Origin of the sequence: Pseudomonas bubulae (assembly GCF_037023725.1) — a bacterium.
GTDB classification, from domain to species: domain Bacteria; phylum Pseudomonadota; class Gammaproteobacteria; order Pseudomonadales; family Pseudomonadaceae; genus Aquipseudomonas; species Aquipseudomonas bubulae.
Window position 1 is genome coordinate 2,087,489 of record NZ_CP146077.1, and the last position, 25,491, is coordinate 2,112,979.

Annotated in this window: 21 protein-coding genes; 16 read left to right on the forward strand and 5 right to left on the reverse strand. The window is 58.9% G+C overall.

All coding sequences use genetic code 11. The annotated features are described in order from the left end of the window. Positions 1-13: 13 nt before the first annotated feature. The 4 genes from V6L81_RS09740 to V6L81_RS09755 all read left to right on the forward strand — a co-directional run bounded on the left by V6L81_RS09740 (position 14) and on the right by V6L81_RS09755 (position 6,521). Positions 14-865, forward strand: a complete 852-nt coding sequence (locus V6L81_RS09740) for a proline/glycine betaine ABC transporter permease (protein ID WP_095003135.1) — start codon at positions 14-16, stop codon at positions 863-865. Further along, positions 862-1,683 carry a glycine betaine/L-proline ABC transporter ATP-binding protein gene (locus tag V6L81_RS09745; RefSeq protein WP_095025759.1) on the forward strand — a complete coding sequence of 274 codons (822 nt, stop codon included), beginning with the start codon at positions 862-864 and terminating at the stop codon, positions 1,681-1,683. Before V6L81_RS09740 ends, V6L81_RS09745 begins: the two co-directional genes overlap by 4 nt. Before the next feature lie 113 nt (positions 1,684-1,796). Then, entirely contained in the window at positions 1,797-2,930 is a 1,134-nt protein-coding gene (locus V6L81_RS09750; protein ID WP_338660638.1) for a hypothetical protein, read from the forward strand. Positions 2,931-2,996: 66 nt separating this feature from the next. Continuing rightward, on the forward strand, positions 2,997-6,521 hold the full coding sequence (locus tag V6L81_RS09755) for a dermonecrotic toxin domain-containing protein (RefSeq protein WP_338660639.1): 3,525 nt from the start codon (positions 2,997-2,999) through the stop codon (positions 6,519-6,521). Between the two features lie 5 nt (positions 6,522-6,526). Here the strand turns inward: V6L81_RS09755 and V6L81_RS09760 are convergent, their stop codons facing one another. After that, positions 6,527-7,153: a hypothetical protein gene (locus V6L81_RS09760; RefSeq protein ID WP_095021013.1), complete on the reverse strand. Its 627-nt coding sequence runs from the start codon at positions 7,151-7,153 to the stop codon at positions 6,527-6,529. Positions 7,154-7,241: 88 nt separating this feature from the next. Between V6L81_RS09760 and V6L81_RS09765 the strand changes: the two genes are divergently transcribed. Beyond that, positions 7,242-8,183: a LysR family transcriptional regulator gene (locus V6L81_RS09765; protein ID WP_095019651.1), complete on the forward strand. Its 942-nt coding sequence runs from the start codon at positions 7,242-7,244 to the stop codon at positions 8,181-8,183. Positions 8,184-8,297: 114 nt separating this feature from the next. Here the strand turns inward: V6L81_RS09765 and V6L81_RS09770 are convergent, their stop codons facing one another. Continuing rightward, entirely contained in the window at positions 8,298-8,714 is a 417-nt protein-coding gene (locus tag V6L81_RS09770; protein ID WP_083369822.1) for a PA2817 family protein, read from the reverse strand. A 63-nt stretch (positions 8,715-8,777) separates the two neighbouring features. Continuing rightward, a complete protein-coding gene (locus V6L81_RS09775) occupies positions 8,778-11,225 on the reverse strand; it encodes an acyl-CoA dehydrogenase (RefSeq protein WP_095021014.1) in 2,448 nt (815 codons plus the stop codon). A 151-nt stretch (positions 11,226-11,376) separates the two neighbouring features. Here V6L81_RS09775 and V6L81_RS09780 point away from each other — a divergent pair, with 151 nt between their 5' ends. From V6L81_RS09780 to V6L81_RS09790, 3 genes are all read left to right on the forward strand, one after another. Beyond that, a complete protein-coding gene (locus tag V6L81_RS09780) occupies positions 11,377-12,003 on the forward strand; it encodes a glutathione S-transferase (protein WP_095021015.1) in 627 nt (208 codons plus the stop codon). Between the two features lie 133 nt (positions 12,004-12,136). Continuing rightward, on the forward strand, positions 12,137-13,069 hold the full coding sequence (locus V6L81_RS09785) for an ABC transporter ATP-binding protein (RefSeq protein ID WP_095003141.1): 933 nt from the start codon (positions 12,137-12,139) through the stop codon (positions 13,067-13,069). Then, positions 13,066-13,845: an ABC transporter permease gene (locus tag V6L81_RS09790; protein ID WP_095003142.1), complete on the forward strand. Its 780-nt coding sequence runs from the start codon at positions 13,066-13,068 to the stop codon at positions 13,843-13,845. The genes V6L81_RS09785 and V6L81_RS09790 overlap by 4 nt, the downstream gene beginning before the upstream one ends. Before the next feature lie 45 nt (positions 13,846-13,890). On the opposite strand, the gene V6L81_RS09795 is transcribed toward V6L81_RS09790, so the two are convergent. Continuing rightward, positions 13,891-14,406 (reverse strand): DUF2062 domain-containing protein, encoded by a 516-nt coding sequence (locus V6L81_RS09795; protein ID WP_095003143.1) that lies wholly within the window; start codon positions 14,404-14,406, stop codon positions 13,891-13,893. A 133-nt stretch (positions 14,407-14,539) separates the two neighbouring features. On the opposite strand from V6L81_RS09795, the gene V6L81_RS09800 reads away from it, so the two are divergent. From V6L81_RS09800 to V6L81_RS09835, 8 genes are read left to right on the forward strand one after another with little or no spacing between them, the layout of a single operon-like run. Continuing rightward, on the forward strand, positions 14,540-16,756 hold the full coding sequence (locus V6L81_RS09800; RefSeq protein WP_178084406.1) for a DNA internalization-related competence protein ComEC/Rec2: 2,217 nt from the start codon (positions 14,540-14,542) through the stop codon (positions 16,754-16,756). Between the two features lie 48 nt (positions 16,757-16,804). Next, on the forward strand, positions 16,805-17,440 hold the full coding sequence (locus V6L81_RS09805; protein WP_338660684.1) for a MotA/TolQ/ExbB proton channel family protein: 636 nt from the start codon (positions 16,805-16,807) through the stop codon (positions 17,438-17,440). Next, complete coding sequence (locus V6L81_RS09810; RefSeq protein WP_095003145.1) at positions 17,437-17,865, forward strand: biopolymer transporter ExbD; 429 nt, start codon at positions 17,437-17,439, stop codon at positions 17,863-17,865. The genes V6L81_RS09805 and V6L81_RS09810 overlap by 4 nt, the downstream gene beginning before the upstream one ends. Then, positions 17,865-18,875: a tetraacyldisaccharide 4'-kinase gene (lpxK, locus tag V6L81_RS09815; RefSeq protein ID WP_338660640.1), complete on the forward strand. Its 1,011-nt coding sequence runs from the start codon at positions 17,865-17,867 to the stop codon at positions 18,873-18,875. The genes V6L81_RS09810 and lpxK overlap by 1 nt, the downstream gene beginning before the upstream one ends. Before the next feature lie 21 nt (positions 18,876-18,896). Beyond that, positions 18,897-19,082, forward strand: coding sequence for a Trm112 family protein (locus V6L81_RS09820; protein ID WP_086796064.1), 186 nt, complete (start codon positions 18,897-18,899; stop codon positions 19,080-19,082). Beyond that, the gene (gene kdsB, locus V6L81_RS09825; RefSeq protein WP_095019638.1) at positions 19,079-19,843 is read left to right on the forward strand and encodes a 3-deoxy-manno-octulosonate cytidylyltransferase; all 765 of its coding nucleotides are present in this window, start codon (positions 19,079-19,081) and stop codon (positions 19,841-19,843) included. The genes V6L81_RS09820 and kdsB overlap by 4 nt, the downstream gene beginning before the upstream one ends. Continuing rightward, on the forward strand, positions 19,840-20,859 hold the full coding sequence (murB, locus tag V6L81_RS09830) for a UDP-N-acetylmuramate dehydrogenase (protein ID WP_095003148.1): 1,020 nt from the start codon (positions 19,840-19,842) through the stop codon (positions 20,857-20,859). Before kdsB ends, murB begins: the two co-directional genes overlap by 4 nt. Positions 20,860-20,874: 15 nt before the next feature. After that, positions 20,875-21,486, forward strand: a complete 612-nt coding sequence (locus V6L81_RS09835; protein WP_338660641.1) for a hypothetical protein — start codon at positions 20,875-20,877, stop codon at positions 21,484-21,486. 69 nt (positions 21,487-21,555) lie between these two features. Here V6L81_RS09835 and rne read toward each other — a convergent pair whose 3' ends face one another. Beyond that, positions 21,556-24,819 (reverse strand): ribonuclease E, encoded by a 3,264-nt coding sequence (gene rne / locus V6L81_RS09840; RefSeq protein WP_338660642.1) that lies wholly within the window; start codon positions 24,817-24,819, stop codon positions 21,556-21,558. Between the last annotated feature and the right edge of the window lie 672 nt (positions 24,820-25,491).

The window sequence follows — 25,491 nt, forward strand, 5'->3', positions numbered from 1 at the left end:
ACAAGAGCACCGCATGTTTCCTGAAAATCTGACGTTTTCCATCGCAGGATGGGTCAATGATGGCGTTGATGCGCTGGTGAGCAACTACGGCGATGTGTTTCGGCACATCTCCGACACGCTGCTGTGGGCCATCATCCACCTCGAAAACCTGCTGCGCCTGACCCCGTGGTGGCTGATGCTGATCATCGTCGGCGCCATTGCCTGGCATGCCACGCGCAAAATTTTCAGCACCTTGCTGATTGTCGGCCTGTTGTTCCTGGTAGGTGCTGTTGGCCTGTGGGACAAGCTGATGCAGACCCTGGCGCTGATGCTGGTGGCCACGGTGATTGCTGTGCTGCTGGGCATCCCGCTGGGGATTCTGGCCGCCCGCAGCAACCGTCTGCGTTCGGTGCTGATGCCGCTGCTGGATATCATGCAAACCATGCCCAGCTTCGTGTACCTGATCCCGGTGCTGATGCTGTTTGGCCTGGGCAAGGTGCCAGCGATTTTTGCCACTGTGATTTATGCCGTACCACCGCTGATCCGTCTGACCGATCTGGGCCTGCGCCAGGTCGACCGCGAGGTGATGGAGGCGATCAATGCCTTTGGTGCCACGCCGATGCAACAGTTGTTCGGTGTGCAATTGCCGCTGGCCATGCCCAGCATCATGGCCGGTATCAACCAGACCACCATGATGGCCCTGTCGATGGTGGTGATTGCCTCGATGATCGGTGCACGCGGTCTTGGCGAAGACGTGCTGGTAGGCATTCAGACCCTCAACGTCGGTAAAGGGCTGGAAGCCGGGCTGGCTATCGTGATTCTGGCGGTGGTCATCGACCGCATTACCCAGGCTTATGGCCGACCTCGGCATGGGGATCAGAAATGACCGTCAACAAAATTGAAGTACGCAACGTTTACAAGGTGTTCGGCAATCGCGAAAAGGCCGTGCTGGCGATGATCCGCGCGGGCAAGAGTAAAGACCAAGTGCTGGCCGAAACAGGCTGCGTGGTGGGCATCAATGACATTTCGCTATCGATCAGGGCGGGAGAGGTTTTTGTCATCATGGGCTTGTCCGGGTCAGGCAAGTCCACGCTGGTGCGTCATCTCAATCGGCTGATCGACCCCAGCAGTGGTCAGATCCTGGTCGACGGAGAAGACATCCTGGATTACGACATGCCTGCCTTGCGCCATTTTCGGCGACACAAGATCAGCATGGTGTTTCAGAATTTTGGCCTGCTGCCTCACCGCAACGTACTGGATAACGTCGCCTATGGCCTGAAAGTCCGGGGCGAGAGCGTCGCGCAATGCCAGCAGCGGGCCCTCCACTGGATTTGCGTGGTCGGCCTGCAAGGTTACGAGCAGGTGTTCATTCATCAGCTGTCGGGCGGCATGCGTCAGCGCGTCGGCCTGGCACGGGCATTGGCCACCGACACCGACATCATCCTGATGGACGAAGCTTTCAGTGCCCTGGATCCTTTGATCCGTGCAGAGATGCAAGATCAGTTGCTGGAATTGCAGCGCACTTTGCAAAAAACCATCGTGTTTATCACCCATGACCTGGACGAAGCGTTGCGCATTGGCAATCGTATTGCCGTACTCAAGGACGGGCAGTTGATCCAGGTCGGCAGCCCGCAAGAGATTCTGCAGGCTCCGGCAGATGACTACGTCGGTCGTTTCGTCCAGCGCCGGCGCACCAGTGCCTGATTCTGTACATATCCAGATACCGCCTGTAATGCGGATTCATTGCGTTTAATCAGCCGATCCGGTTCTGCCTCTCGCGGGCGTAACCCTCGTCTAATTCAACGCGATGAACTGTCATGAAAACACTTTCGACCACCCCTGATGCCATGATCCGCTACTCGGCCCTGAGTAGCTTTGCGGGTCACAGTTTTGCCCTGCGCCCGACGTTTCAAGGTGTCGTTGCCAGCTGGTTCAAGCAAGCGCTACAGGATAAATACCCGGCCCTGAACGTGGATTTTACGCAGCTCGCTATCGCTGAGCCATTGAGCCATGAGAACTCACCGGGCATGCCCAGGCGCTATCGTTTCATGGCCGTTGCGGATGTGATGATTCAGTGCTTTATCGACTCAACGCCGGTGGTGCTTATCCAGGGGTTTCACCGCCTGAGCGTCGATAAAAACGAACTGTCTGCGCATCCATTGGCGGTGAACATGGCGGAGCTGCAAAGCATCATCAACGACCATTCGGGGTTATTGATTGCGGCCTATCAACAGGCGTTGGCCGAATTCTGGAGTGACAGGCAAAACGGCTCATTGGCCCCGCTTCAATGGTTGAGCGAAGTGTTACGGATGGCCCTGGGGGGTGCCGCCCTGATGCAAAACCGCGTGCCTGCCTTGCCTGCCGATCAGGCAGTCGTGCTGGCGGTGGTTGCATCCTTCCCTGACAGGGACAATCGGGCCAGAGGAACCCTCGAAACCCCGGTGCACGCCTATCTGGTCAATATCGACGGTACAGAGAACAACGTTCGGCGGCGCTTTCAACTGCCGGGTGTGGTGCTGATCACCCGGCAAATGCCCGATCACCTGATTGTCCTCGGTTATTCACTGGAGCACGGGGTTGAGTCCTTCAGCTCGGTACAGGCGTTCGCTACCTGCATGCTGACTCGTGTGTTGCAGGTTGCCCCCGTTCGGTTGTTGAGCTGGAGTCTGCATGAGCCCGAGGGGGACTTTATCACCGGCCTGGCCCGCACCTTGCTCGACCAGCAGTTGCGCAACATGGTGCGTGTGGGGCAAGCCGCTCAGGCTGGCAAGTGGAGCGTCGGGCGACTGGAGCAGGTGCTGGACGAAGCGGCTGCGATGTTCCCGTTTTTCAGCGAGCAGGAACGCCCGCACCTGGAGAATGTGATCTCCGTATTGCCCGAGTGGCTCAAGCAGGCCAGCTCCGTGGATCAATTGGACTACAGCAGGTTGATGAGCGCAGAAGTGATCTGACAGCGCCAGACCCGGGGCCGCACCTTTCTGGACGGTATTGATGCATTGCCGGTGTACGCCGAGAAAATGATCAGGCAACGCATCGAGCGCGATCATACGCGGTCAGGCCTCGATATCTCGCACATTGAGATACATGACGTGGGGGTCGAAAACTTGCAGCTGCCTGTTTTCAGCGACGATGTGCTGTCTTTTGTCGAGTTTGTCCTTGGCTACAGAGGCGGCTGGCCAGTCGGCCTGATCGCGGTCAAGGATCGCACAGGCGCCCCAGTACCTGACTGGTTGACCAGTGGCTACGTGAAAAGCCTTGTGGATGAGCTGGATGTGGGAGTGGGCTATATCGCGCTACTCAAGGGTTACCTGGTGGACGACGACAAGCAAGTCATGCAGCGCGAGGCGTTATATGCGGCCCAACTGAGAATTCAATTGCCGCTGTTGGCCCTGGAGAAAAAAATCAGGGGGCAAGCCGGTTTTACCCCGCAGGGCTTGCATGTGGTCACCCAGGTCATGCGCCACGACGCGCAACGGTCGGTCAGCCATGACTATGTGTGCGTGCGGCCCCTGGGCTTTTACGCCTATGAAGGGGCCAGAGTTGATACGGCGGCGAACATGTTTGTCTTCGGCTCGCTGAATATCCAGACAGGGCCCTTTATCCTGTACCGGCCTTTTGCCCCTGAACCCTTGTTGGAGTATGCCAGCTGGCCCGCATTGTTTGACGCCATCAAGCATCCGGGTGAGCTGCAAGAAAGCATATTGACCTGGCTGGACGATGACGCCCGTGGTTATTACGCCGACGGCGGTTTTGCGCGACCGCATCTGGAGAATGTACTGCTGGAGGGTTTTTTGGCCCTGTTGCCACGTCGCCCGGCGACCTTGAGTACGCGTAGCTTGGTGGGCAACTACTACGGGGCGATGTTTGACGCCAACGTCAGTGCGTTGATGAGCATGGCGGACAACCAGACGGTGTCGACCTCTGAGCGTCGCTGGATGCTGCTCAAGCACTATGGCTGGAGCCTGTTTAACGGGTTGACGTTTTTCCTCAGTGGGCCCTTGCAGAAAGCCGCCTGGCTTTTTCAGACCCTGTTGAGCCTTGATAGCGGTTTGCAGGCGCGAATTGATGGCGATAAAGAGGCGGGGCAACAAACGGTTATCGATCTTTTATTCAATATCAGCCTGGCACTTCTGCACGAAGGTCTGAGATTCAAGGCAAAAGCCAATGCCCGGTTACGCTTGAGTGCCCCTGTCGATGAACCGTTGTTTACGATCTATAAACCTGAGGCCCTCCCGGCGGTTGAGCCAGTGTCCGCTAGCGTTATCGCGCAAAAGAAACAGCCCGATATTGAACCCCGTGCTGCCAGCCAGTATTCGTCCCTGGACTTCTCATGGTTCAGTGCTCAGCCCCGTTTGACAGAGCTGCAGCAGGCAAGCCTGGACACTTTTGTGCTGGATCTGGACTTGAGCCAGGGCACGCGCATCGAAGTAGGCCCCTTAAAAGGTGTTATCAACCATGAGGGCAAGTCATATGTGCAGATCGGTGCCAAAACCTATCGCGTTGGCCGTGACGCGGATGGGCTGGTGATCCAGGACGACAGGCAGCCTGAAAGATTTGGCCCGCGCCTGAGAAGGGATGAGGCCGGGCAGTGGCAACTCGATCTGCGTTTGGGATTGCGCGGCGGCGGTCCCAAAAAAACCATTCAGGCATTGCGCGAGAAAAAGACCCAGAAAGTGGCCGCGTTGCAGCAAGAGGCCGAACGCCTGGACGAAGAGCTTCTGAGGCGCGACCGAGTGCTGAAACTGACTGAAGAGTTGCTGACTAAATTTCCCGATCGGCGAGCGACGTTTGTTGATCGCTACGAAGCTGAGCTGGAAGCGTGGCGCGCGGGTGTGCTGGACATGATCAACGTCAAAACCAGGTCGAACCAAATTATCCCCCTGGAGGGCTTTGAGGCCAGAACACAGGAGACTTGGGTACAGCTGACCTTGAGGCTGTTCAAATTACAGAACTACCTGGAAGAAGCGCTCCGTGAACTGCCGGTATCCAACTCCAGGGTCTCTTATACCGCTTCGCTGCTGGAGGTTCTGGCAGAGATAAACAATGGCTCGAGTGCTCCCTATGAGCGCTGGATTACCAACTTGAAACAGGCCGAACGGCTAGAGGCGCGGTTATATAAAAACTCGCTGCGCGAGTGCGATGCCCTTGATGAGGTCAGAACCAGGCCGTTGCCCAGATACAGCGCACTGGAAGAGATAATCAATCAACCCAATCGGGATTATTTCGACCGCCACTGGTCCGCCGCCTACCTGGAAACCTTGTGCGAACTGGTGATTCGCCGTGATGCGGTCAACCTCATACCTGAAGAGCAATATGCATTTGATCTGTTCGGGCAAGGAACATTGATTGATACCGCCTGGTCGCAATTAAGCTTGCGCCGTGAAGAGACGAAGTATCCCGGAGAGCATCTCGATTTCTTCGATAAGACCATCGAAAAATACGACGCAGCGGAAGGCGTTTGCCAGAACCTTGTCAGTCTTGGCTCCGAGCATTTCCGTAATGAATATCTGCCCGACATTATTGAGGTTCTAAGCAGCCTGAGAACGTTTGCAGAAGCCCAGATGCAGAATGTTATCCGTGAGTCCGAAAGCTCCTCTTCTGAAGCAGAAGAGCCCCGGCCAGGCCCCAGTCGCCTGATCAATGAGCCAGGAGCCGGGGCAGGATCGTCCCGCGGGACACAGCAAGTAATCAAGACCACAAAAAACCTGACGCTGGTAGGGCAGCGTCGTCCTCCGTCCTCGGAGTTTGAAGATGAAATCGTCGATGTGACTGAGGGCATCGATCAAATGAATATCCGCTCCTATCGCAAAACAGAGGCGGGAGAATGGGAAGAAATCGGTAGCAGCAGACCACCCACTCTTCAGGCTTCACAAGCCAAGTCGTTATCCCGACTCCAGGCTGACGCCCGCACGTTGCTGGAGCGGATTTCGGGAGTCATTGCACAGAACAGGGCAAGCGCTGCAACATCCAGAATACCGATCGAAATAGAAGAAATTCTGAGCTTCAAAGCCAGCTCACTCGACGAGGTGGCGCAGAAGATGGAGCGGATTGTGCTCACATCCAGCCCTGAGGTTGAGCCCCTGACTCAAGAGCGCAGAGCTGGCGCTTTGGCATTAATTACCGACCTGAAGGCGGCGGCCGGCAGGTTGCGCGCCGAGGGCCGAAGCCTGCGCATCAGCATTATCAAGCGGCTGCCGCCAACGGGTGCCAACGTCGAGTATTTAAAGGCCCAGGGCGAGGTAAACATTACCCGCGTGGGGAGGCGGCGGTTTTTGTCCAAAGGCCAGCGCAAGGATTATCTTGAGGAATACGCCATTAGCACTTTGGATGGTAATGAGTTGTGGTTTGCACATTTTCATTACAAGGCAATGGACACACTCGCCGCCGACTTTGACGTGGCCCACTTGAAAACGGCCCAACAGCGCACCCTGAGTGAACAGGCGTTGTACGCCCGGGCACAGAGTTCCCATGACTATATCGCGGTGTATCGCGCCAAACTGGATCGGGCCATGGCGCAGCGGCTTTTTTTATCCCTTCCTTGATTGCGTCAGGCCAGAGCGTAGCGTACTGAGAGCACGCCCTTTTTCTGACTTACGGACAACACGTTGACGGTGCCCAGTTCAGCCAGGGATTGCACATGGGTGCCGCCACATGGATAGCCCGGCAGCTCGCCAAAACGGATGGCGCGCTGCTCCGAGTCCAGGCAGGTATGCCTTTGCAGGTCGGCAGCGATCCATTGTGCCAGGGTGTGCTGTACGGCCTCGGCCTCAAGGGGTTGCGGATTGTCGCCGGCTACAAAGCTTACCCGGCATTCGCCTGGCCAGTGATGGGCTTTGGTGGGTACCCAGCCCAGTTGCTCGCCGCATACACCAATCAAATGCCCGGCCGAATGCAGGCGGGCATGCAACCGACGGCGGGTTTCGTCGACCTGAGCCTGTGCCCGGCCTGTCGGTACGGGCACGCTGACGTGGTGCACGATAGCATCCTGTCCCTGCACAACCTTGATGACCTGGCTGTCGCCGATCCAGCCCGTGTCGCTGGGTTGCCCGCCGCCCTGGGGATGAAAGGGGGTGGCGCAGAGGATGACGGCAAACCCGTCTTCTTGGGGCGCGCAGTGGATGACTTCGACCTCGCAGCTCACGGCGTCGTCATTGAAAAACAGGCGTTGGGTCATGGAGGTGTTCCTGAGCGGGTTTCGTTTTTAGTATAGGGGGGAGCCAGGAGTGTGATAATCCATAAAATTTTCAATGGACCTGTGCGCTGTGAGCATAAATCTCCCGTTGTCATTACTGGCTGAAATGGTCGTGTTTGTGAAAGTGGTCGAGGCAGGCAGCTTCTCTGAAGCCGCTCGTCAGCTTGGCACATCGCCTTCGGCGGTCAGTCGCAGTGTTGCCCGACTGGAAAAAGCCCTGGCCATTCGCTTACTGCAACGCACAACCCGCAAGCTCGGCCTGACCGATGCAGGTGAAGAGGTTTTCAAACGTTGCGATGAAATGGCCTGTTCGGCTCAGGCGGTGATGGACCTGAGCGGGCGTTTTACCCGGGAGGCCGAGGGGCTCATTCGCCTGAGCGTGCCCAAGGCCGTGGGGCGGTATGTGATACATCCCCATATGCCCGAGTTTCTGCGCCGTTACCCCAAGGTTGATGTGCAATTGATCCTCGAGGATCGTTATGTCGATTTGATCGATGACAACATTGACTTGAGCATTCGCATTACCGACCAGCCGCCACCGGGGCTGGTGGGGCGCCAACTGTTCCCGATCGAGCATTTACTCTGCGCCACACCGCAGTATCTGGCCGGGCACGGGGTACCGCAGCAGCCTGAGGACTTGCGTGACCATAGTTGCATTTACCTGGGGGAAACCCCGGCTGATGCGCGCTGGAAATTCAGGCAGGGTGGCAGGTCGGTAACGGTGGGGGTGCGCGGACGTTATGCGGCCAATCATACGGGCGTGCGCCTGGATGCGGTGTTGCAGCATATCGGGATCGGCAGCTTGCCGTACTTTACGGCACGCCAGGCGCTGGAGGAGGGGGTGGTGGTGCAGGTGCTGCCCGAGTGGAATTTTATTGCTTCCTACCACGGCGGCGTGTGGTTGCTACAAACGCCCACCCGGTATTTGCCGCCCAAGCTGCGAGTGTTTATCGACTTTCTGGTGGAGCGGATGGCGCAGGAACCTACGCTGGAGATGTGGCGTAATCCGTAGCAGCTGCCGAGGGCTGCGCCGCCGAACGCAGCCGTTGGAACGGCTACAGAGCTTTTGCTTCTTTAAAAAAAGCCCGCCAGGCAAAACCGGGCGGGCTTTTGGGTCGGACTGCGATCAGTGCTGCGGGCTGTCTTGTGTCGTGGGCAGCGCCATCAGTTGTTTTTCCTGATTCCAGTCAAACGGCTCATCGTTCAGTTCGGCTTCGTGGCGGCGCTCTTCCAGGGCCTGATACATGTCCAGCTCTTCATCCGACAGGAAGTTGAAGCAGGCGCCGCCGAAGTACCACAGCAGGTCGCGCGGGACCAGGTGGGCGATCTGCGGATAGCGCTCGATTACCTGGCACATGATGTCCTGGCCCAGGTACTGGCTGTTGATCGGGTCAACCGGCAACGAGCTGCGCATGTCGTCAAAACGCTCCAGGAACAGCGCGTGGCTTTCCTCGGGGATCTGCTCAGCGTCACCGACAGCAACCAGGATGCTGCGCAGAATGTCGAGCAGGACAAGGTTGTGGTTCAGATCGTTGGTGGCCATTGCGGGTGTCCTCTAGGGTAAAACGGGCGCGAGAGTATAAAGCTCATCGCGCTCGCTGTCCTGTTATCGAATCTTTCCTTCTGTGTGGCTGAGTTCTTCCTTGCTGAAGTCATCCACGTCGATGACCTTGCGTCGTGCGGCTTCGGCGGTGCGCAAGGTTTCAGCTTCGGCCGGTTGCAGTACCCCGGCTTGCAGCGCGGCATCGATGGACGGTTCTCCTGCAGCGGGTTTTACCTGGCCACTTTTCAACGCTTCGTGGAGTTTTTTGTGCAGGGGGCGCGCTTCGCTCAGCAGGTTGCTGGCATGTTGCAGGGCGCCCACAGCGTCATCCGGCGATTGCGGGCGGTAGCAGCCAGCGAGCACGGCTTCAAGTGCCGGATCCCCTTTGGCGCGGCCCAATACTGCAGCGACCTCGGCATCCAGTGCGTCCGACGGACCGGTATGCCGGCGCCCAAACGGAAATACCACGCCGCGCAACAGAAAGCCCAGCGTTCGGCTCGGGAAGTTTTTCAACAGTTCATCCAGTGCGCGCTCAGCGTGGCCCAGGCTTTCTTCCATAGCCCATTTGAACAGCGGATCAAGGTATTGCGGCGAGTCGAGGTCGTGATAACGCTTGAGGGCGGCCGACGCCAGATACAAATGGCTCAGCACATCGCCCAGGCGCGCAGACAAGCGTTCGCGGCGTTTGAGCTCACCGCCCAGCAGCATCATGCTCAGGTCCGCGAGCAGGGCGAACGCCGCCGCCTGACGGTTGAGCGCGCGGAAGTAACCCTGGCTCAACGGGTTGCCGGGCGCAGCTTCGAAACGGCCAATGCCCAGGTTCAACACCAGCGTGCTGGAAGCGTTGCTGATGGCAAAACCAATGTGTTTGAGCAGCAGGGCGTCAAACTCCAGCATGGCTTGATCTTTATCTTCCCGCCCGGCCAAGGCCATTTCCTTCAGCACAAAGGGATGGCAACGGATGGCGCCCTGACCAAAGATCATCAGGTTGCGCGAGAGGATATTGGCGCCCTCTACAGTGATGAAGATCGGAGCCCCTTGCCAGTTACGCCCCAGGTAGTTGTTGGGGCCCATGATGATGCCTTTGCCACCGTGCACGTCCATCGCATGGCTGATGCACTCGCGGCCGCGTTCGGTAAGGTGGTACTTGAGAATGGCCGAAAGAACCGAGGGTTTTTCCCCCAGATCCACCGCGTTGGCGGTCAGCATGCGGGCGCTGTCCATCAGCCAGGCATTGCCGCCGATACGCGCCAGCGCCTCCTGAATGCCCTCGAAGGCGGCCAGTGGCACATTGAACTGTTCGCGTACCTGAGCATATTGGCCGGTCACCAGGCTGGTGAACTTGGCCGCGCCGGTGCCCACTGCCGGCAACGAAATCGAGCGTCCCACCGACAGGCAATTCATCAGCATCATCCAGCCTTTGCCGAGCATTTCCTGGCCGCCGATCAGGTAGTCGAGCGGGATAAACACATCTTTGCCCGAGTTCGGGCCGTTCATGAAGGCTGCGCCCAGGGGGAGATGGCGACGGCCGATCTCGACGCCGGGGGTGTCGGTAGGGATCAATGCCAGGCTGATGCCCAGGTCCTCTTTGTCGCCCAGCAGATGGTCCGGGTCATGGGCCTTGAACGCCAGGCCCAGCAGCGTGGCGACGGGGCCGAGAGTGATATAGCGTTTCTCCCAGTTCAGGCGCAGGCCGATAACTTCCTCACCTTGCCATTGGCCTTTGCAAATGATCCCGGTGTCGGGCATTGCCCCGGCATCTGAGCCTGCCAGTGGCCCGGTCAGGGCAAAGCAGGGGATGTCATCACCACGGGCCAGGCGTGGCAGATAGTGGTCGCGTTGTTCATCGGTACCGTAATGCAGCAGCAGTTCAGCGGGGCCTAGGGAATTGGGCACCATTACGGTGGAAGCCAGATCGCCACTACGGGTGGCCAGTTTCATGGCGACCTGGGAATGGGCGTAGGCCGAGAACCCTTTACCGCCGTAGGCTTTGGGGATGATCAGGGCGAAGAAGCCATGCTCCTTGATGTGCGCCCAGGCCTGCGGTGGCAAGTCCATGGCCTGGCCGATTTCCCAGTCGCTGACCATTGCGCACAACTCTTCGGTGGGGCCGTCAATAAATGCCTGTTCCTCTTCGGTCAGCCGGGCCTTGGGGTAGGCCAGCAGCTGGTTCCAGTCGGGGCGGCCGCTAAACAACTGGCCGTCCCACCACACGGTGCCGGCATCGATGGCATCGCGTTCGGTTTGCGACATCGGCGGCAGGGTCTTCTGGAACCAATTGAACAGGGGGGCGGTAAAGATTTTGCGACGAAGTTCGGGCAACAGCAGCAGGGCCGTGGGCGCGGCCAGCAGCAGCCAGAGGATTGCCAGCAACCCGCCAGGTACATGGCCGATAACCCCCATGGCCAGTAAATACACCGCGACCACGGCAATGATCGTCAGGGGGGCGATGCGGCGATGGGCCATATAGGCGATGCCAACAATCAGAACCAGTATCCACAACAACAGCATATTCAATCCTCCATGAAATCAGGGGCGTGCACCCTTGTGAGCTTAGTCGCAACTTTCGATCAGGGTTGTAGGGATAGTGACCTCGCGCTGGAGACGGAGTTCGTCATCCCGGCGTAGACTCCTTCGGCGTCTATCAATCAGGAGCCAGATCATGCTGAAAGTGTGGGGTCGCAAGAATTCGTCAAACGTGCGCAAGGCGTTGTGGTGTGTTGAAGAGCTGGCGTTGCCGTATAGCCGGGTAGAGGCGGGCGGCGCCTTTGGGGTGGTCAACAGCCCTGAGTACCGGGCGTTGAACCCTAATGGCCAGGTGCCTGTGATTGAAGAGGACGACGGCTTCGTGCTGTGGGAGTCAAACACCATCGTGCGCTACCTCACTGCCAGATATGGCTCGGATACGTCATGGTATCCAACCGATGCACGTGTGCGGGCGCAGGCAGACAAGTGGATGGACTGGACCAGCACTTCCTTTGCCGGGGTGTTTCGCACGGTGTTCTGGGGTGTCTTGCGTACGCCTGCCGAGCAGCAGGACTGGGTGGCAATCAACGCCGCAATCAAGGCCAGCGGCGAATTGCTTGCCGTGGCCGATCGGGCCCTGGCTGAAAAACCCTACTTGTCCGGTGATGAAATCGGCATGGGTGATATCCCGCTGGGTAGCTTCATTTACGCCTGGTTTGAAATGCCCATCGAACGCCCGCCCCTGCCGCACCTGAGTGCCTGGTATGAGCGCTTGAAGCAGCGTCCGGCCTATCGAAATGCCGTCATGACCGCGTTGACTTAATAGCCACTATTAATACGGGCGACTGTACTTGTGCGGCGAGGCCAAGCACCATAGGGTCTTGTCGGACTTGTCCTACAGGCTGTTCGCCCTTATTTACAATTCCCCTTTCCCCCATCTTGGTGCGTAATCCGATATGAGTTCCGCTCTGTCCATACGGCAGCTAACCAAAACCTACGGCAACGGTTTCCAGGCCCTGAGTGGTATCGATCTGGATGTCGCCGAAGGTGACTTTTTTGCCTTGCTGGGCCCTAACGGTGCCGGCAAATCCACCACCATCGGCATTCTCTCGACCCTGGTCAACAAGACCGGCGGCACGGTGAATATCTTTGGCCATGATCTTGATCGCAATCCCGCAGCCCTCAAGCGTTCGATTGGTGTGGTTCCGCAGGAATTCAACTTCAACCAGTTTGAAAAGACCTTCGATATCGTCGTGACCCAGGCGGGGTACTACGGTATTCCGGCGAAAATCGCCAAGGAACGAGCCGAAAAATACCTGACGCAGTTAGGGCTCTGGGACAAGCGCGACACGCCATCGCGTTCGTTGTCCGGTGGCATGAAGCGCCGCCTGATGATTGCCCGGGCTTTGGTGCATGAGCCGCGTCTGTTGATCCTCGATGAGCCTACAGCCGGTGTCGACATTGAACTGCGTCGCTCGATGTGGTCCTTCCTCACCGGGCTGAACGAGCAGGGCACCACCATCATCCTCACCACCCACTATCTGGAAGAGGCTGAGCAGCTGTGCCGCAATATCGGGATCATCGATCACGGCACCATTGTCGAAAACACCAGCATGCGCCAACTGCTTGGACAGTTGCATGTCGAGACCTTTTTGCTCGACTTGAAGCAACCGCTGCAGGCTGCCCCTCAGTTGATCGGCTACCCGAGCCAGTTGCTCGATGCCGCGACCCTGGAGGTCCAGGTCGACAAGGTTGTGGGCATTACCGGTCTGTTCACTCAATTGGCCGCGCAAAATATTGAAGTGGTGAGCTTGCGCAACAAAACCAATCGCCTTGAGGAGTTGTTTGTGTCGTTGGTCGAGAAAAACCTGGCAAAGGTGGCGGTATGAGCTCGGAGCTGCGTCCCAACCTGATTGCGTTGAACACCATTATTTACCGTGAGGTCCGCCGCTTTATGCGGATCTGGCCGCAAACCCTGCTGCCACCTGCGATCACGATGGTTTTGTACTTTGTGATCTTCGGTAACCTGATTGGTCGGCAAATCGGCGATATGGGTGGCTTCACCTATATGGAGTACATTGTGCCGGGTCTGATCATGATGTCGGTGATCACCAACTCCTACGGTAACGTGGTGTCGAGCTTCTTTGGCGCCAAGTTCCAGCGGTCGATTGAAGAGCTGATGGTCTCGCCGGTGTCGCCCCACACGATCCTGATCGGTTTTACCGTGGGCGGGATCTTGCGCGGCCTGATCGTGGGCCTGATCGTGACCCTGCTGTCGCTGTTCTTTACCCATCTGCAGGTGCATCACCTGGGCCTGACCATTGTGGTGGTGGTGCTGACCGCTACGATTTTCTCGTTGCTGGGGTTTATCAACGCCGTTTTTGCACGCAATTTCGACGATATTTCGATTATTCCGACCTTCGTACTGACGCCGCTGACGTATCTGGGCGGGGTTTTCTACTCCATCACCCTGCTGCCGCCGTTCTGGCAGAGCGTGTCGCTGGCCAACCCGGTGCTGCATATGGTCAACGCCTTTCGCTACGGCATCCTGGGCGTTTCGGACATCAAGATCAGTGTCGCGCTGACCTTTATGGTGGTGGCGACCATCGTGCTCTACTTCGGCTGCGCCAGGCTGCTGGTCAGCGGGCGCGGGATGCGTCAGTAGTTGTTGTGACATGCGGATAAAAAAGGCCCCTGTTCGGGGCCTTTTTTATGGGTGTCTGTTTTTGCGGGCTTTCCATTTATGGCTGACCCACCAGCGCCAATAGAGCATGGTCAGGCAATAGGCCAATGCGCCGAGCACCACGCCGCAGACCACCGAGCCCAGCAAGAATGGCTGCCACACAGTAGAGAGCTGGCCGCTGATCCATTCCCAGGTCAGTTCGTCGGGCAGGGTGCGCGCCGGCACGTTCATCAGCCAGGCGCCCAGCTGGTAGGTGCAATAAAACACCGGGGGCATGGTGATGGGGTTGGTCAGCCATACCAGGCCCACGGAGATCGGCATATTGCTGCGAACCCTTATTGCCAGAAAGGCCGCCAGAAGCATCTGGAACGGCATGGGTATAAAGGCCGCGAAAATGCCCACCGCCATTGCCCGGGCCACGGAGTGACGGTTGAGGTGCCAGAGGTTGGGATCATGGAGCAAGGTGCCCAAAAATCGTAAGGACTTGTGTTCCCTGATCAGGGCCGGATCTGGCATGAAACGTTTGATCAAACGCCGTGGCATGGGCCTCTCCCTAGGTCAAGGGGGCAGTATGCCCAAATTCGACAGGATGCCTATTTAGACTTTGTGACAATTTCTTAAGCGCGGCCCCGGGATTCCAGCTAATCCGAGTCAAAGGGATAAGTTGAGTATAGGCATGTACACAGGGATGTTTGCGCTGGCAGCGGGCCTGATCACGCTGCGGTTTTTACCTGGTTTACCGTCTGCCGGGTGGTTGCTGCTGATGGTGACGGCGGGGGGGTTGCTATTGGCCTGCAGGGGCTGGCCGGTGGGGCTTTATGTGCTTGCGCTGTGCTGGGCCTGCTTTCAGGGGCAAAGGGCACTGGATAACCGTCTGGCTGACTCATTCGACGGGCGTACGCTCTGGGTCGAGGGGCGTGTGATCGGCTTGCCGCAGCAGTCTGGAACATCCGTCCGCTTTGAATTGCAGGGGGCAAAGTCGCGCCACGGTGCTTTGCCCGCGACTATCAGGCTGAGCTGGTATGGCGGCCCTGCGGTAAACAGCGGCGAGCGCTGGCGGCTGGCGGTCAAACTCAAGAAACCCAAAGGCTTGCTCAATCCTCAGGGGTTTGATTTTGAGGCCTGGTTACTGGCGCAGCGCATCGGTGCGACCGGTACGGTCAAGCAGGGGCATTTACAGGAGGCTGCCAGTCACGCCTGGCGTGACGGCTTGCGTCAGCGTCTGCTGCGCATTGATGCCCAGGGCCGGGCTTCGTGGTTGGCGGCGCTGGTACTGGGTGATGGATCGGGTCTGAGTCGCGATGACTGGACGTTGTTGCAAGCGACCGGCACGGTGCATCTGCTGGTGATCTCGGGCCAGCATATTGGCCTGTTTGCCGGTTTGATCTATGGATTTATCGCCTTGCTGGCGCGTTATGGGCTGTGGCCACGTCGTTTGCCGTGGCTACCCTGGGCTTGTGCCCTGGCGTTTATTGGCGCCACGGGTTACGGCGTGCTGGCGGGCTTTGAAGTGCCGGTGCAGCGCGCGTGCATGATGCTCGGACTGGTGCTGGCATGGCGTTTGTGGTTTCGGCAACTGGGCGTGTGGCTGCCTTTTTTGCTGGCGCTCAATGCCGTGCTGATCGTCGAGCCGCTGGCGAGTTTACGGGCTGGGTTCTGGTTGTCATTCAGCGCCGTGGCGGTGCTTCTCTTTACCTTCAGTGGCCGCTTGGGGGCGTGGGGGTGGCGGGCCATGTGGTTGCGCCCTCACGGCCTGATCGCCCTGGGCTTGTTCCCGATGCTGTGGATACTCGATCTGCCCATCAGCCTGACCGGGCCGCTGGCCAATCTGATAGCCGTCCCCTGGATCAGCCTGGCAGTGCTGCCAACAGCTTTGCTGGGGACCTTGCTGTTGTCTGTGCCCTGGCTGGGGGAAAACCTGCTGTGGCTGTCAGGTGGCCTGATCGATGGGTTGGTCCAGGGTTTGAGCCTGCTGGCCGATGTGTTTACGCCGTGGTTGCCCGTATCCGTGCCGATTTACATTTGGCTGTTGAGTGCGGCCGGAGTGCTGATCCTGTTGTTGCCTGCGGGGATGGTCTTGCGGCCGCTGGGTTGGCCGCTGGTGCTGCTGGCGCTGTTTGCGCCCCGTGAACAGATCCCCCGTGGTCAGGTCGAGGTGCTGCAGCTGGATGTTGGTCAGGGTCTGGCGATTGCCTTGCGTACCCGCAATCACACTCTGTTGTACGACGCAGGCCCCAAGTCAGGGAATCTGGATCAGGGCGAGCGGGTGGTGGTGCCGGTTTTGCGTTCATTGGGGGTGGCCGAGCTGGATTTGATGCTGCTCAGTCACGCCGATTCGGATCATGCCGGTGGGGCGCTGGCGGTGCAGCGGGGCGTCAGCGTGAAACGGGTGATTAGCGGCGATGTGCCGGGGCTGGCGGAGCCGTTGCGGGCGCAACCCTGTGTCAGTGGGGAAACTTGGGAATGGGATGGTGTGAGTTTTTCACTCTGGCAGTGGGCGGGGGCCAGCGACAGTAATCAAAAGTCCTGCGTGTTGCAGGTGCAGGCCGGTGATGAGCGGTTGCTGCTGACCGGGGATATCGATGCCAGGGCCGAGCGTGCCTTGCTGCAAAGCCCGCTGGGCGTGCCTACCCGCTGGTTGCAGGCTCCTCATCACGGCAGCAAGACCTCGTCGTCGATGGTGTTTCTCAAGGCCCTGGCGCCTGAAATCGTGCTGATCTCCCGGGGGCATGGCAATAGCTTCGGTCATCCCCATCCACAGGTGATGGCCCGGTATCTGGCGCTGGGGGTGCAGGTACTGGACAGCGCCGAGCAGGGTGCGGTGAAGTTTCGCCTGGGGGCGTCGGGCAAGGCTGAAAGCATGCGCGACCAACGCCGGTTCTGGCGCGATTGACGCTGCCCCTGTGGTAGAGTGGCACACTTTTTCGAGGGGATTGTCACTGTGTGGGAACTGGTCAAATCCGGCGGCTGGATGATGTTGCCGATCATTCTGAGCTCTGTTGCCGCGCTGGGCATTATTGTCGAGCGTCTGTGGACCCTGCGTGCCAGTCGCGTGACCCCGGAGCATCTGCTCGGTCAGGTCTGGGTCTGGATCAAAGACAAGCAAATGGACAAGGAAAAACTCAAGCAATTGCGTGCCGATTCGCCTCTGGGTGAGATTCTTGCCGCGGGCCTGGCCAACTCCCGTCATGGTCGCGAAATCATGAAAGAGTGCATTGAAGAGGCCGCCGCGCGCGTTATTCATGAGCTTGAGCGCTACCTCAATACCCTGGGCACCATTGCCGCAATGGCGCCCTTGCTGGGGCTGCTGGGTACGGTGCTGGGCATGATCGATATTTTCAGCTCGTTCATGGGCTCGGGAATGACCTCCAATGCTGCGGTGCTGGCGGGTGGTATTTCCAAGGCGCTGATCACCACGGCCGCAGGCCTGATGGTGGGTATCCCGGCCGTATTCTTCCATCGTTTCCTGCAGCGTCGTATTGACGACCTGGTGGTTGGCATGGAGCAGGAGGCAATCAAGCTGGTTGAAGTGGTTCAGGGCGACCGTGAAGTCGATATGGTCGGGAGTAAAGCGTGAAATTTCGCCGCAAGCCACGGGAAACAGTTGATATCAACCTCGCGTCATTGATTGACGTGGTGTTTATCCTGTTGCTGTTTTTTGTCGTGACCACCACCTTCACCCGCGAAACCCAGTTGCGCGTCGATCTGCCGGAGGCTGTCAGCGGTTCACCCAGCGATGAGCAGAATGGCAAGCAACTGGATATCGCCATCAGCGCAGACGGGGTTTTCTCGGTGAATAACCAGTTGTTGCCCAAGAATGATCTGGCCAGCCTGATGGAGGCCCTGCAGAAAGAGTCCGGTGGCGATACCCGTTTGCCGCTGTCGATCAGCGCCGATGGCAAAACGCAACATCAGGCGGTCATCACCGCGATGGACGCGGCCGGCAAGCTCGGCTTTAGCCATTTGCGCATGACCACGGTTGAGGCGCAGACGACTCCCTGATGGCCATGTCCGATCGTTTACTGCGTGCCTGGTATGCCGGGCATCCGCTGCTGATCCTGTTGCGACCACTCGAATGCCTCTACCGACGGGTGGTTGAGCGCAAGCGGGCACGTTTTGTCGCCGGTGAGGGCGAGATCTATCGCCCGCCGGTGCCGTTGATCGTGGTGGGGAACATCACGGTCGGCGGCACCGGCAAAACGCCATTAATCCTGTGGCTGATAGAGCACTGTCAGCGCCAGGGACTGCGCGTTGGCGTGGTCAGTCGCGGCTATGGCGCGACCCCGCCGCAACTGCCGTGGCGTGTACGCGCCGAGCAAAGTGCCGTGCAGGCGGGGGATGAACCCTTGCTGGTCGTGCAGCGCACTGGTGTGCCCCTGATGATCGATCCCGACCGCAGTCGGGCGATCAAGGGGCTACTGGCCAGCGAGCCGCTGGACCTGATCCTGTCGGATGACGGGTTGCAGCACTACCGTATGGCGCGGGATCTGGAGCTGGTGTTGATCGACAATGCCAGAGGCCTGGGTAATGGCCGTTGCCTGCCTGCCGGGCCGCTGCGCGAACCGGTCGAGCGCCTGCAGAGCGTTGACGCGGTGCTCTATAACGGCGCTGCCAGCGACCCGCAGGGCGGTTTTGCCTTTGCGTTGCAACCCACCGCACTGGTGAATCTGGTGAGTGGGGAGCGCAAGGCACTGGACTTTTTTCCTGCGCAGCAGGCTCTGCATGCGGTCGCCGGTATCGGCAACCCGCAGCGTTTCTTCACCACCCTTGAAACGCTACACTGGCGGCCAATTGCTCATGCGTTTGCTGATCACGCGCCTTATAGCGCCGAAATATTGAATTTCTCGCCATCATTACCCGTGGTCATGACCGAAAAGGACGCGGTGAAGTGCCGTGACTTCGCGTCATCCGACTGGTGGTATCTGGCTGTTGATGCAGTGCCTTCCGAGGCCTTTGTGTTGTGGTTTGACCAACAATTGCTGCGTCTTTTACCTGATCGTCTTTTACCCTAACTCATCTCAAGGGGAACATTTATGGACACCAAGCTGCTCGATATCCTCGCCTGCCCTGTTTGCAAAGGCCCGCTCAAGCTCAGTGCCGACAAGACCGAGCTGATCAGCAAGGGCGCAGGCCTGGCTTACCCGATCCGTGATGGCATTCCGGTAATGCTCGAAACCGAAGCCCGCACCCTCACTGCCGAAGAGCGTCTGGATAAATGATCCCGGTTTTTACCGTCGTTATCCCGTCGCGCTATGCCTCGACCCGTTTACCGGGCAAGCCGCTGCAAATGATCGCCGGCAAGCCGATGGTCCAGCATGTCTGGGAGCAGGCCTGTAAAAGCAGCGCGCAACGTGTGGTCGTTGCCACTGACGATATGCGTATTGTCGAGGCCTGCAAGGCGTTCGGCGCCGAGGTGCTGCTGACCCGTGCCGACCATGAATCCGGCACTGATCGCCTGGCCGAAGTGGCTACGCAACTGGGTCTGGCCAGCGATGCCATTGTGGTTAACGTGCAGGGCGATGAGCCGATGATCCCGCCACAGGTGATCGATCAGGTTGCGCTCAACCTGGCGGCCCATGGCGAGGCGAGCATGGCGACCCTGGCCGAGCCTATTGATGATGTCGAGACGCTGTTCAATCCCAATGTGGTCAAGGTGGTCAGTGATATCAACGGGCTGGCGCTGACCTTCAGCCGGGCCACGTTGCCCTGGGCGCGGGATGACTTTGCACTGCACCCGGACGCACTGCCAGCAGGCGTGCCTTACCGTCGACATATCGGCATCTACGCCTATCGAGCGGGCTTCCTGCATGACTTCGTCAGCTGGGGGCCTTGCTGGCTCGAAAACACCGAGCGCCTCGAGCAACTGCGGGCGCTGTGGCATGGTGTGCGTATTCACGTGGCCGATGTGCTTGAAGCTCCGCCTGCCGGGGTAGATACCGTGGAAGATCTTGAGCGCGTTCGGCGTTTGCTGGAGTCATGAGTTTGGACATGCAGGTCAATGCGTCGCTCAAGCCCTTCAATAGCTTTGGTGTTGATGTGAAGGCCAGCCTGTTTGCCCAGGCGCACAACGATGATGATGTGCGCCAGGCCTTGCTGTGTGCGGCTGAGCACAAGTTGCCGTTGCTGGTGATTGGCGGCGGCAGCAACCTGCTGTTGACCGGCGATGTGCCAGCGCTGGTTTTGCGCATGGCCAGTCGCGGTATCCGCTTGCTGGAAGATGATGGCGAGCGGGTAGTGGTGGAGGCTGAAGCGGGGGAGGTCTGGCATGCCTTCGTGCTGTGGACCCTTGAGCAGGGCTTGTCGGGCCTGGAAAACCTCAGCCTGATCCCTGGCACCGTGGGTGCCGCGCCGATGCAGAATATCGGCGCCTATGGGGTCGAGATCAAGGATGTATTCGCAGGCCTTACAGCGCTCGACCGACAAACCGGCGAGTTGCGTGAGTTCAGTCTGGCCGAATGCAACTTTGCCTATCGTGACAGTCTGTTCAAGCAGCAGGCCGGGCGCTGGTTGATTTTGCGTGTGCGCTTTGCCCTGAGCAGGGCCATGCATCTGCATCTGGAGTACGGCCCTGTGCGTCAGCGCCTGGCCGAGCAGGGCATTGAGCAGCCGACGGCCTGTGATGTAAGTCGGGCTATCTGCAGTATCCGCAGCGAAAAACTGCCTGACCCTGCGGTGTTGGGCAATGCCGGCAGCTTCTTCAAGAATCCGCTGGTATCGGCAAGCCTGGCGGCGGAATTGAAATTGGCCCACCCCGGCCTGATTGGTTACCCACAAGCCGATGGCCAGGTAAAGCTGGCGGCGGGCTGGCTGATCGAAACTGCAGGCTGGAAGGGCTTTCGTGAGGCGGATGCCGGAGTGCATCGCCTGCAGTCGTTGGTGCTGGTCAACTATGGGTCGGCTACCGGTTTGCAGTTGCTGGCCCTTGCGCAGCGTATTCAGGCAGATATCGAGCAGCGCTTTGCGGTGCAGCTGGAGATGGAGCCCAACCTGTATTAGCGGTCTGGACTATCAATGAAGCACATACCGGCAGGGGTGCTGGCGTTGGCACTGGTGACGTTGACCGGTTGTGTCACTGCTCCGCCCAAAGATCAAAACAACCTGTGCAGTATCTATAGGCAATATCCGGCCTGGTACAAGGACTCGGTAGCGATGCAGGAGCGCTGGGGCACGCCTGTGCATGTTTCGATGGCAATCATGAAGCAGGAAAGCAGCTTCGTTGCCGATGCGCTTCCGCCTCGTGCTTACCTTTTGTGGGTCATCCCGTGGGGTCGGGTCAGCCCGTCCTACGGCTATGCACAGGCTCAGCCTCCGGCATGGCGTGACTTTGAAAACAGCATGGGCAGTTCCGGGTCGCGCGACAATTTCGCTGACGCCATCATGTTTATCGGTTGGTACACCGCGGGTACCCAGCGGCAATTGGGGATCTCCAAGTGGGATACCTATAACCAGTACCTGGCGTATCACGAGGGCAGGGGGGGTTACAGTCGCAATACCTATCGCGCCAAACCCTGGTTGATGCAGGTGGCGCGTAAAGTCGAGCAGCAGTCCAAAACCTATGGTGCACAGCTTGGCCAATGTCGCGGTGAGCTGGAGAAAGGTCGTCGCTCGTTCTGGCCTTTTTGATTTAATTCGCAGGCATAAAAAAAGCCCCGCCAGTTCAGAACTGGCGGGGCTTTTTAATGGCCTTTGGAATTAGGCGAGGGGTTTATCCTCGTGTGCCTTTTCCTGGGCTACGCCTTCATGCGCAGTTGCCTGAGCGGCCGCTGCAGCAGCTGCCTCTTCACGCTTGCGGCGACGTACTTCACGCGGGTCGTTAGGTGCGCGACCGTTGCTTGGGGCGCTGACAACCGGAGTTGCTGCAACCACTACCTCAACCACTTCAGTTGTCACAACAGTCTCAACGGGGGCCGGCTCTACGGCTACTATCGTTTCGACCGCGGCTTCAACGGTTACCACTTCAGGTGCGGCAACAGGCTCTGCTACGGCTTCAGTAACGGCAGGCTCTGCTACTGGCGCGCGCACAACGCGGGCTTCGCGGGCATGCGGTGCTTTTTCGATAACCGGAGTTTCGACCGCTGGTGCTTCCAACACGGCTTCAACCACTGGCTCTGGAGTCGCTGCAACCGGCTGGGCAACGGCCTGGACTTCAGGCTGTGCTTCTTGAGCTGGTGCAACTTCAACTTCAGGCGCCTTGACGGCTTCGATCGGCGTCACTGCTTCTACTGTTGGCGCTTCTACTACCGGTGCTTCTACTACTGGAGTTTCAACAACAGGCGTTTCAGTGGTCGGTGCCTGGGCAGCGACTGCTTCTACTTTGGTTGCTGCTTCGCCAGCGGTTTCAACAGCTGGGGCCTGGGCCGCAGGTGTTTCGACAGCCACAATTTCCTTGTCAGCTTCAACGACGGCCACGGTTTCAACCGGGGCCGATTCCTGGGCCACTTCTGTTGCGCGTTCTGCCTGCTGGTGCGCCTGGGCTTCAGCAGGAGCGCTGACGACCTGGCTGGCAACGGTTTCAGTCACGGCCACGACGGCTGTTTCAGAGGTGGTTGCAGGAGCGTTCTGGCTGTTGCCTTCTTCGCTGTTCTCTTCCGAGCCTTCAATCACGTTGCCGTTGGCGTCACGCTGACGCTCGCGGCGGTTGCTGCGACGACGCTGGCCACGGGAGCGACGACGTGGACGATCGCCTTCGGCGTTGTCCTGGGTCTCGTCCTGGGACTGCTCTTCACCGTTCAGCACTTCTTCGTCTTCAGCGGCAGCTACAACCTGCTCTTCGCGTGGCGCACGTTCTTCGCGAGGTGCGCGCGGCTGGCGCTCTTCACGCGGCTGACGGGCTGGGCGCTCTTCAGCTACAGCAGTGGTAGCGGCCACAGCGGCTACGGCTGGTGCTGCATCCAGAGGCTCGCGCAGTTCACGTACGCGCTCTTCGCGTTCGCCACGCGGCTTGCGGTCTTCACGTGGTGCACGCGGCGCACGTTCTTCGCGCGGTGGGCGCGGTGCGCGCTCTTCGCGAGGAGTTTGAGCCACAACCGGAGTTTCTTCGCGAGGGCTGCGCTCTTCGCGTGGTTCGCGAGCGGCACGCTCTTCACGTGGAGCACGCTCTTCGCGCGGTTTACGTTCTTCGTCACGACGACCGTTGCGGTTACGGCTCTGCTGGCGACCGTTGCGACGTTCTTCGTTGCGTGCAGGGCGCTCAGGGGTTGCCGGCTTCTCGACTACGGTCGGTGCTGCAGGCTCTTCCTTGGAGGCAAACAGGCTTACCAGCGACTTGACCAGGCCCTTGAACAGGCTTGGCTCGGCGATGGTGGCCGCCGGTGCAGGAGCAGGTGCGGCAGCAGCAGCGGCTTCGGTCGGAACCGGTGCCGAGGTGCGTGGCGGTGCTGTTTTAACGGCGGCTTCCTGGCGAACCAGGGTGCGGGTGGCAGCAGCCGGTTGAACTTCTTCCACTTCAGCGGCAGCGGCAGCGATTTCATAGCTGGACTGGTTGGTGTGGGCTTCCGGGCTGTCATCACGCAGACGCTGAACTTCGAAGTGCGGCGTTTCGAGGTGGTCGTTCGGCAGAATGACGATGCGGGCACGGGTACGCAGTTCGATCTTGGTGATCGAGTTGCGTTTTTCGTTGAGCAGGAACGCTGCAACCGGGATTGGCACCTGGGCGCGGACTTCGGCAGTGCGGTCCTTCAGGGCTTCTTCTTCGATCAGGCGCAGGATCGCCAGCGACAGCGATTCAACATCACGGATGATGCCGGTGCCGTTGCAGCGCGGGCAAACGATGCCGCTGCTTTCACCCAGGGATGGGCGCAGACGCTGACGGGACATTTCCAGCAGGCCGAAGCGCGAGATACGACCCACTTGTACGCGGGCGCGGTCGGCTTCCAGGCATTCGCGGACTTTTTCTTCCACTGCGCGCTGGTTTTTGGCCGGGGTCATGTCGATGAAGTCGATGACGATCAGGCCGCCGATGTCGCGCAGGCGCAACTGACGGGCGATTTCTTCCGCCGCTTCAAGGTTGGTTTGCAGTGCGGTTTCTTCGATATCGCTGCCTTTGGTGGCGCGGGCCGAGTTGATGTCGATGGACACCAGGGCTTCGGTCGGGTCGATAACGATGGAGCCGCCGGAAGGCAGTTCAACGACGCGCTGGAAAGCGGTCTCGATCTGGCTTTCGATCTGGAAACGGTTGAACAGCGGAACGCTGTCTTCGTAGAGTTTGATTTTGCTGGCGTACTGCGGCATCACCTGGCGGATAAAGGTCAGGGCTTCGTCCTGGGCTTCAACGCTGTCGATCAGGACTTCGCCGATGTCCTGGCGCAGGTAGTCGCGGATGGCGCGGATGATCACGTTGCTTTCCTGGTAGATCAGGAAGGGTGCGGCGCGATCCAGCGAGGCTTCTTTGATGGCGGTCCACAGTTGCAGCAGGTAATCGAGGTCCCACTGCATTTCTTCACTGCTGCGGCCAAGGCCGGCAGTGCGAACGATCAGGCCCATGTCGGCAGGAGCGATCAGGCCGTTCAGCGCTTCACGCAGTTCGTTGCGCTCTTCACCTTCGATGCGGCGGGAGATACCGCCTGCACGCGGGTTGTTCGGCATCAGGACCAGGTAGCGGCCGGCGAGGCTGATAAACGTGGTCAGGGCTGCGCCCTTGTTGCCGCGCTCTTCTTTTTCGACCTGCACGATGACTTCCTGGCCTTCGCTCAGGACGTCCTTGATGTTGACGCGGCCTTCAGGGGCTTTCTTGAAGTACTCGCGGGAGATTTCTTTGAGGGGCAGGAAGCCGTGGCGCTCGGAGCCGAAATCGACAAAGGCAGCCTCAAGGCTTGGTTCGATGCGAGTAATACGGCCTTTATAGATGTTGGCTTTCTTCTGCTCGCGAGCACCCGACTCGATGTCCAGGTCGTAGAGGCGTTGGCCATCTACCAGTGCAACGCGCAACTCTTCAGGTTGAGTTGCGTTAATCAGCATTCTTTTCATGTTGTACCGTCGGTTTCCGGGCTACCGGAAACGGCGTTCGGCACACACGACTTCTCATGGTCGGTGTCAGGTGCGTCAGGAGTTGTTGGCCACTCCTGTGTACAGCGAGGTTCGACCCTTGGGGGCGAAGTCGCGACTTACGCTTCCTGCTTGCTGTGGTGCTAATGCACCTCTTAAGCAAAAGTCTGGTCAGGAGGAGGAATCAACCGGCGGCTGTGGACGAGATGAAGCGTCTTGATAAAGCCTATTGCTACACAGTCCGGCGGTTGTGCATCTCCACCCTACACGTATCCCTGATAATTCGGGTGCTGCCGCGCGCAGAATCCGCAGCGGGTTGGCATTTACCGTGTTCTCCAAAGGGGAGTTCACGCATCATGGCTAATAAAGGCGTTGTTTCCGAAGCATTCGCTCGAAATTCCCGAGGCTGACTGCACTTTGTGAACTGGCCGTGAATATCGGCGTAAAAGGCGAGTTTGCACTCTGCTTTCCAGGCTCGCTTCAGGCCTCATGTCACCTGCGCTTGTTACAACTCCAGGTCTTGCGTATCCAGCAAAAGCCCCGTAGGACGGCCTCGCGTCCTGATCAAGAGCGTTGGTCAGGGCCGGTTGTTCACCGTTAATCCTCTGTCCAGGCCGCTTTTGGCGGCGTTCGCGACTATAGCAG

Bases quoted from the DNA above. Each gene is read 5' to 3' on its own strand.
- V6L81_RS09800 (WP_178084406.1), top strand. From the start codon at position 14,540: ATGTACACAGGGATGTTTGCGCTGGCAGCGGGCCTGATCACGCTGCGG.
- V6L81_RS09795 (WP_095003143.1), bottom strand. From the start codon at position 14,406: ATGCCACGGCGTTTGATCAAACGTTTCATGCCAGATCCGGCCCTGATC.
- V6L81_RS09750 (WP_338660638.1), top strand. From the start codon at position 1,797: ATGAAAACACTTTCGACCACCCCTGATGCCATGATCCGCTACTCGGCC.
- V6L81_RS09785 (WP_095003141.1), top strand. From the start codon at position 12,137: ATGAGTTCCGCTCTGTCCATACGGCAGCTAACCAAAACCTACGGCAAC.
- V6L81_RS09740 (WP_095003135.1), top strand. From the start codon at position 14: ATGTTTCCTGAAAATCTGACGTTTTCCATCGCAGGATGGGTCAATGAT.
- V6L81_RS09770 (WP_083369822.1), bottom strand. From the start codon at position 8,714: ATGGCCACCAACGATCTGAACCACAACCTTGTCCTGCTCGACATTCTG.
- V6L81_RS09745 (WP_095025759.1), top strand. From the start codon at position 862: ATGACCGTCAACAAAATTGAAGTACGCAACGTTTACAAGGTGTTCGGC.
- kdsB (WP_095019638.1), top strand. From the start codon at position 19,079: ATGATCCCGGTTTTTACCGTCGTTATCCCGTCGCGCTATGCCTCGACC.
- lpxK (WP_338660640.1), top strand. From the start codon at position 17,865: ATGGCCATGTCCGATCGTTTACTGCGTGCCTGGTATGCCGGGCATCCG.
- V6L81_RS09775 (WP_095021014.1), bottom strand. From the start codon at position 11,225: ATGCTGTTGTTGTGGATACTGGTTCTGATTGTTGGCATCGCCTATATG.
- V6L81_RS09780 (WP_095021015.1), top strand. From the start codon at position 11,377: ATGCTGAAAGTGTGGGGTCGCAAGAATTCGTCAAACGTGCGCAAGGCG.
- murB (WP_095003148.1), top strand. From the start codon at position 19,840: ATGAGTTTGGACATGCAGGTCAATGCGTCGCTCAAGCCCTTCAATAGC.
- V6L81_RS09760 (WP_095021013.1), bottom strand. From the start codon at position 7,153: ATGACCCAACGCCTGTTTTTCAATGACGACGCCGTGAGCTGCGAGGTC.
- V6L81_RS09835 (WP_338660641.1), top strand. From the start codon at position 20,875: ATGAAGCACATACCGGCAGGGGTGCTGGCGTTGGCACTGGTGACGTTG.
- V6L81_RS09755 (WP_338660639.1), top strand. From the start codon at position 2,997: ATGATCAGGCAACGCATCGAGCGCGATCATACGCGGTCAGGCCTCGAT.
- V6L81_RS09820 (WP_086796064.1), top strand. From the start codon at position 18,897: ATGGACACCAAGCTGCTCGATATCCTCGCCTGCCCTGTTTGCAAAGGC.
- V6L81_RS09790 (WP_095003142.1), top strand. From the start codon at position 13,066: ATGAGCTCGGAGCTGCGTCCCAACCTGATTGCGTTGAACACCATTATT.
- rne (WP_338660642.1), bottom strand. From the start codon at position 24,819: ATGCTGATTAACGCAACTCAACCTGAAGAGTTGCGCGTTGCACTGGTA.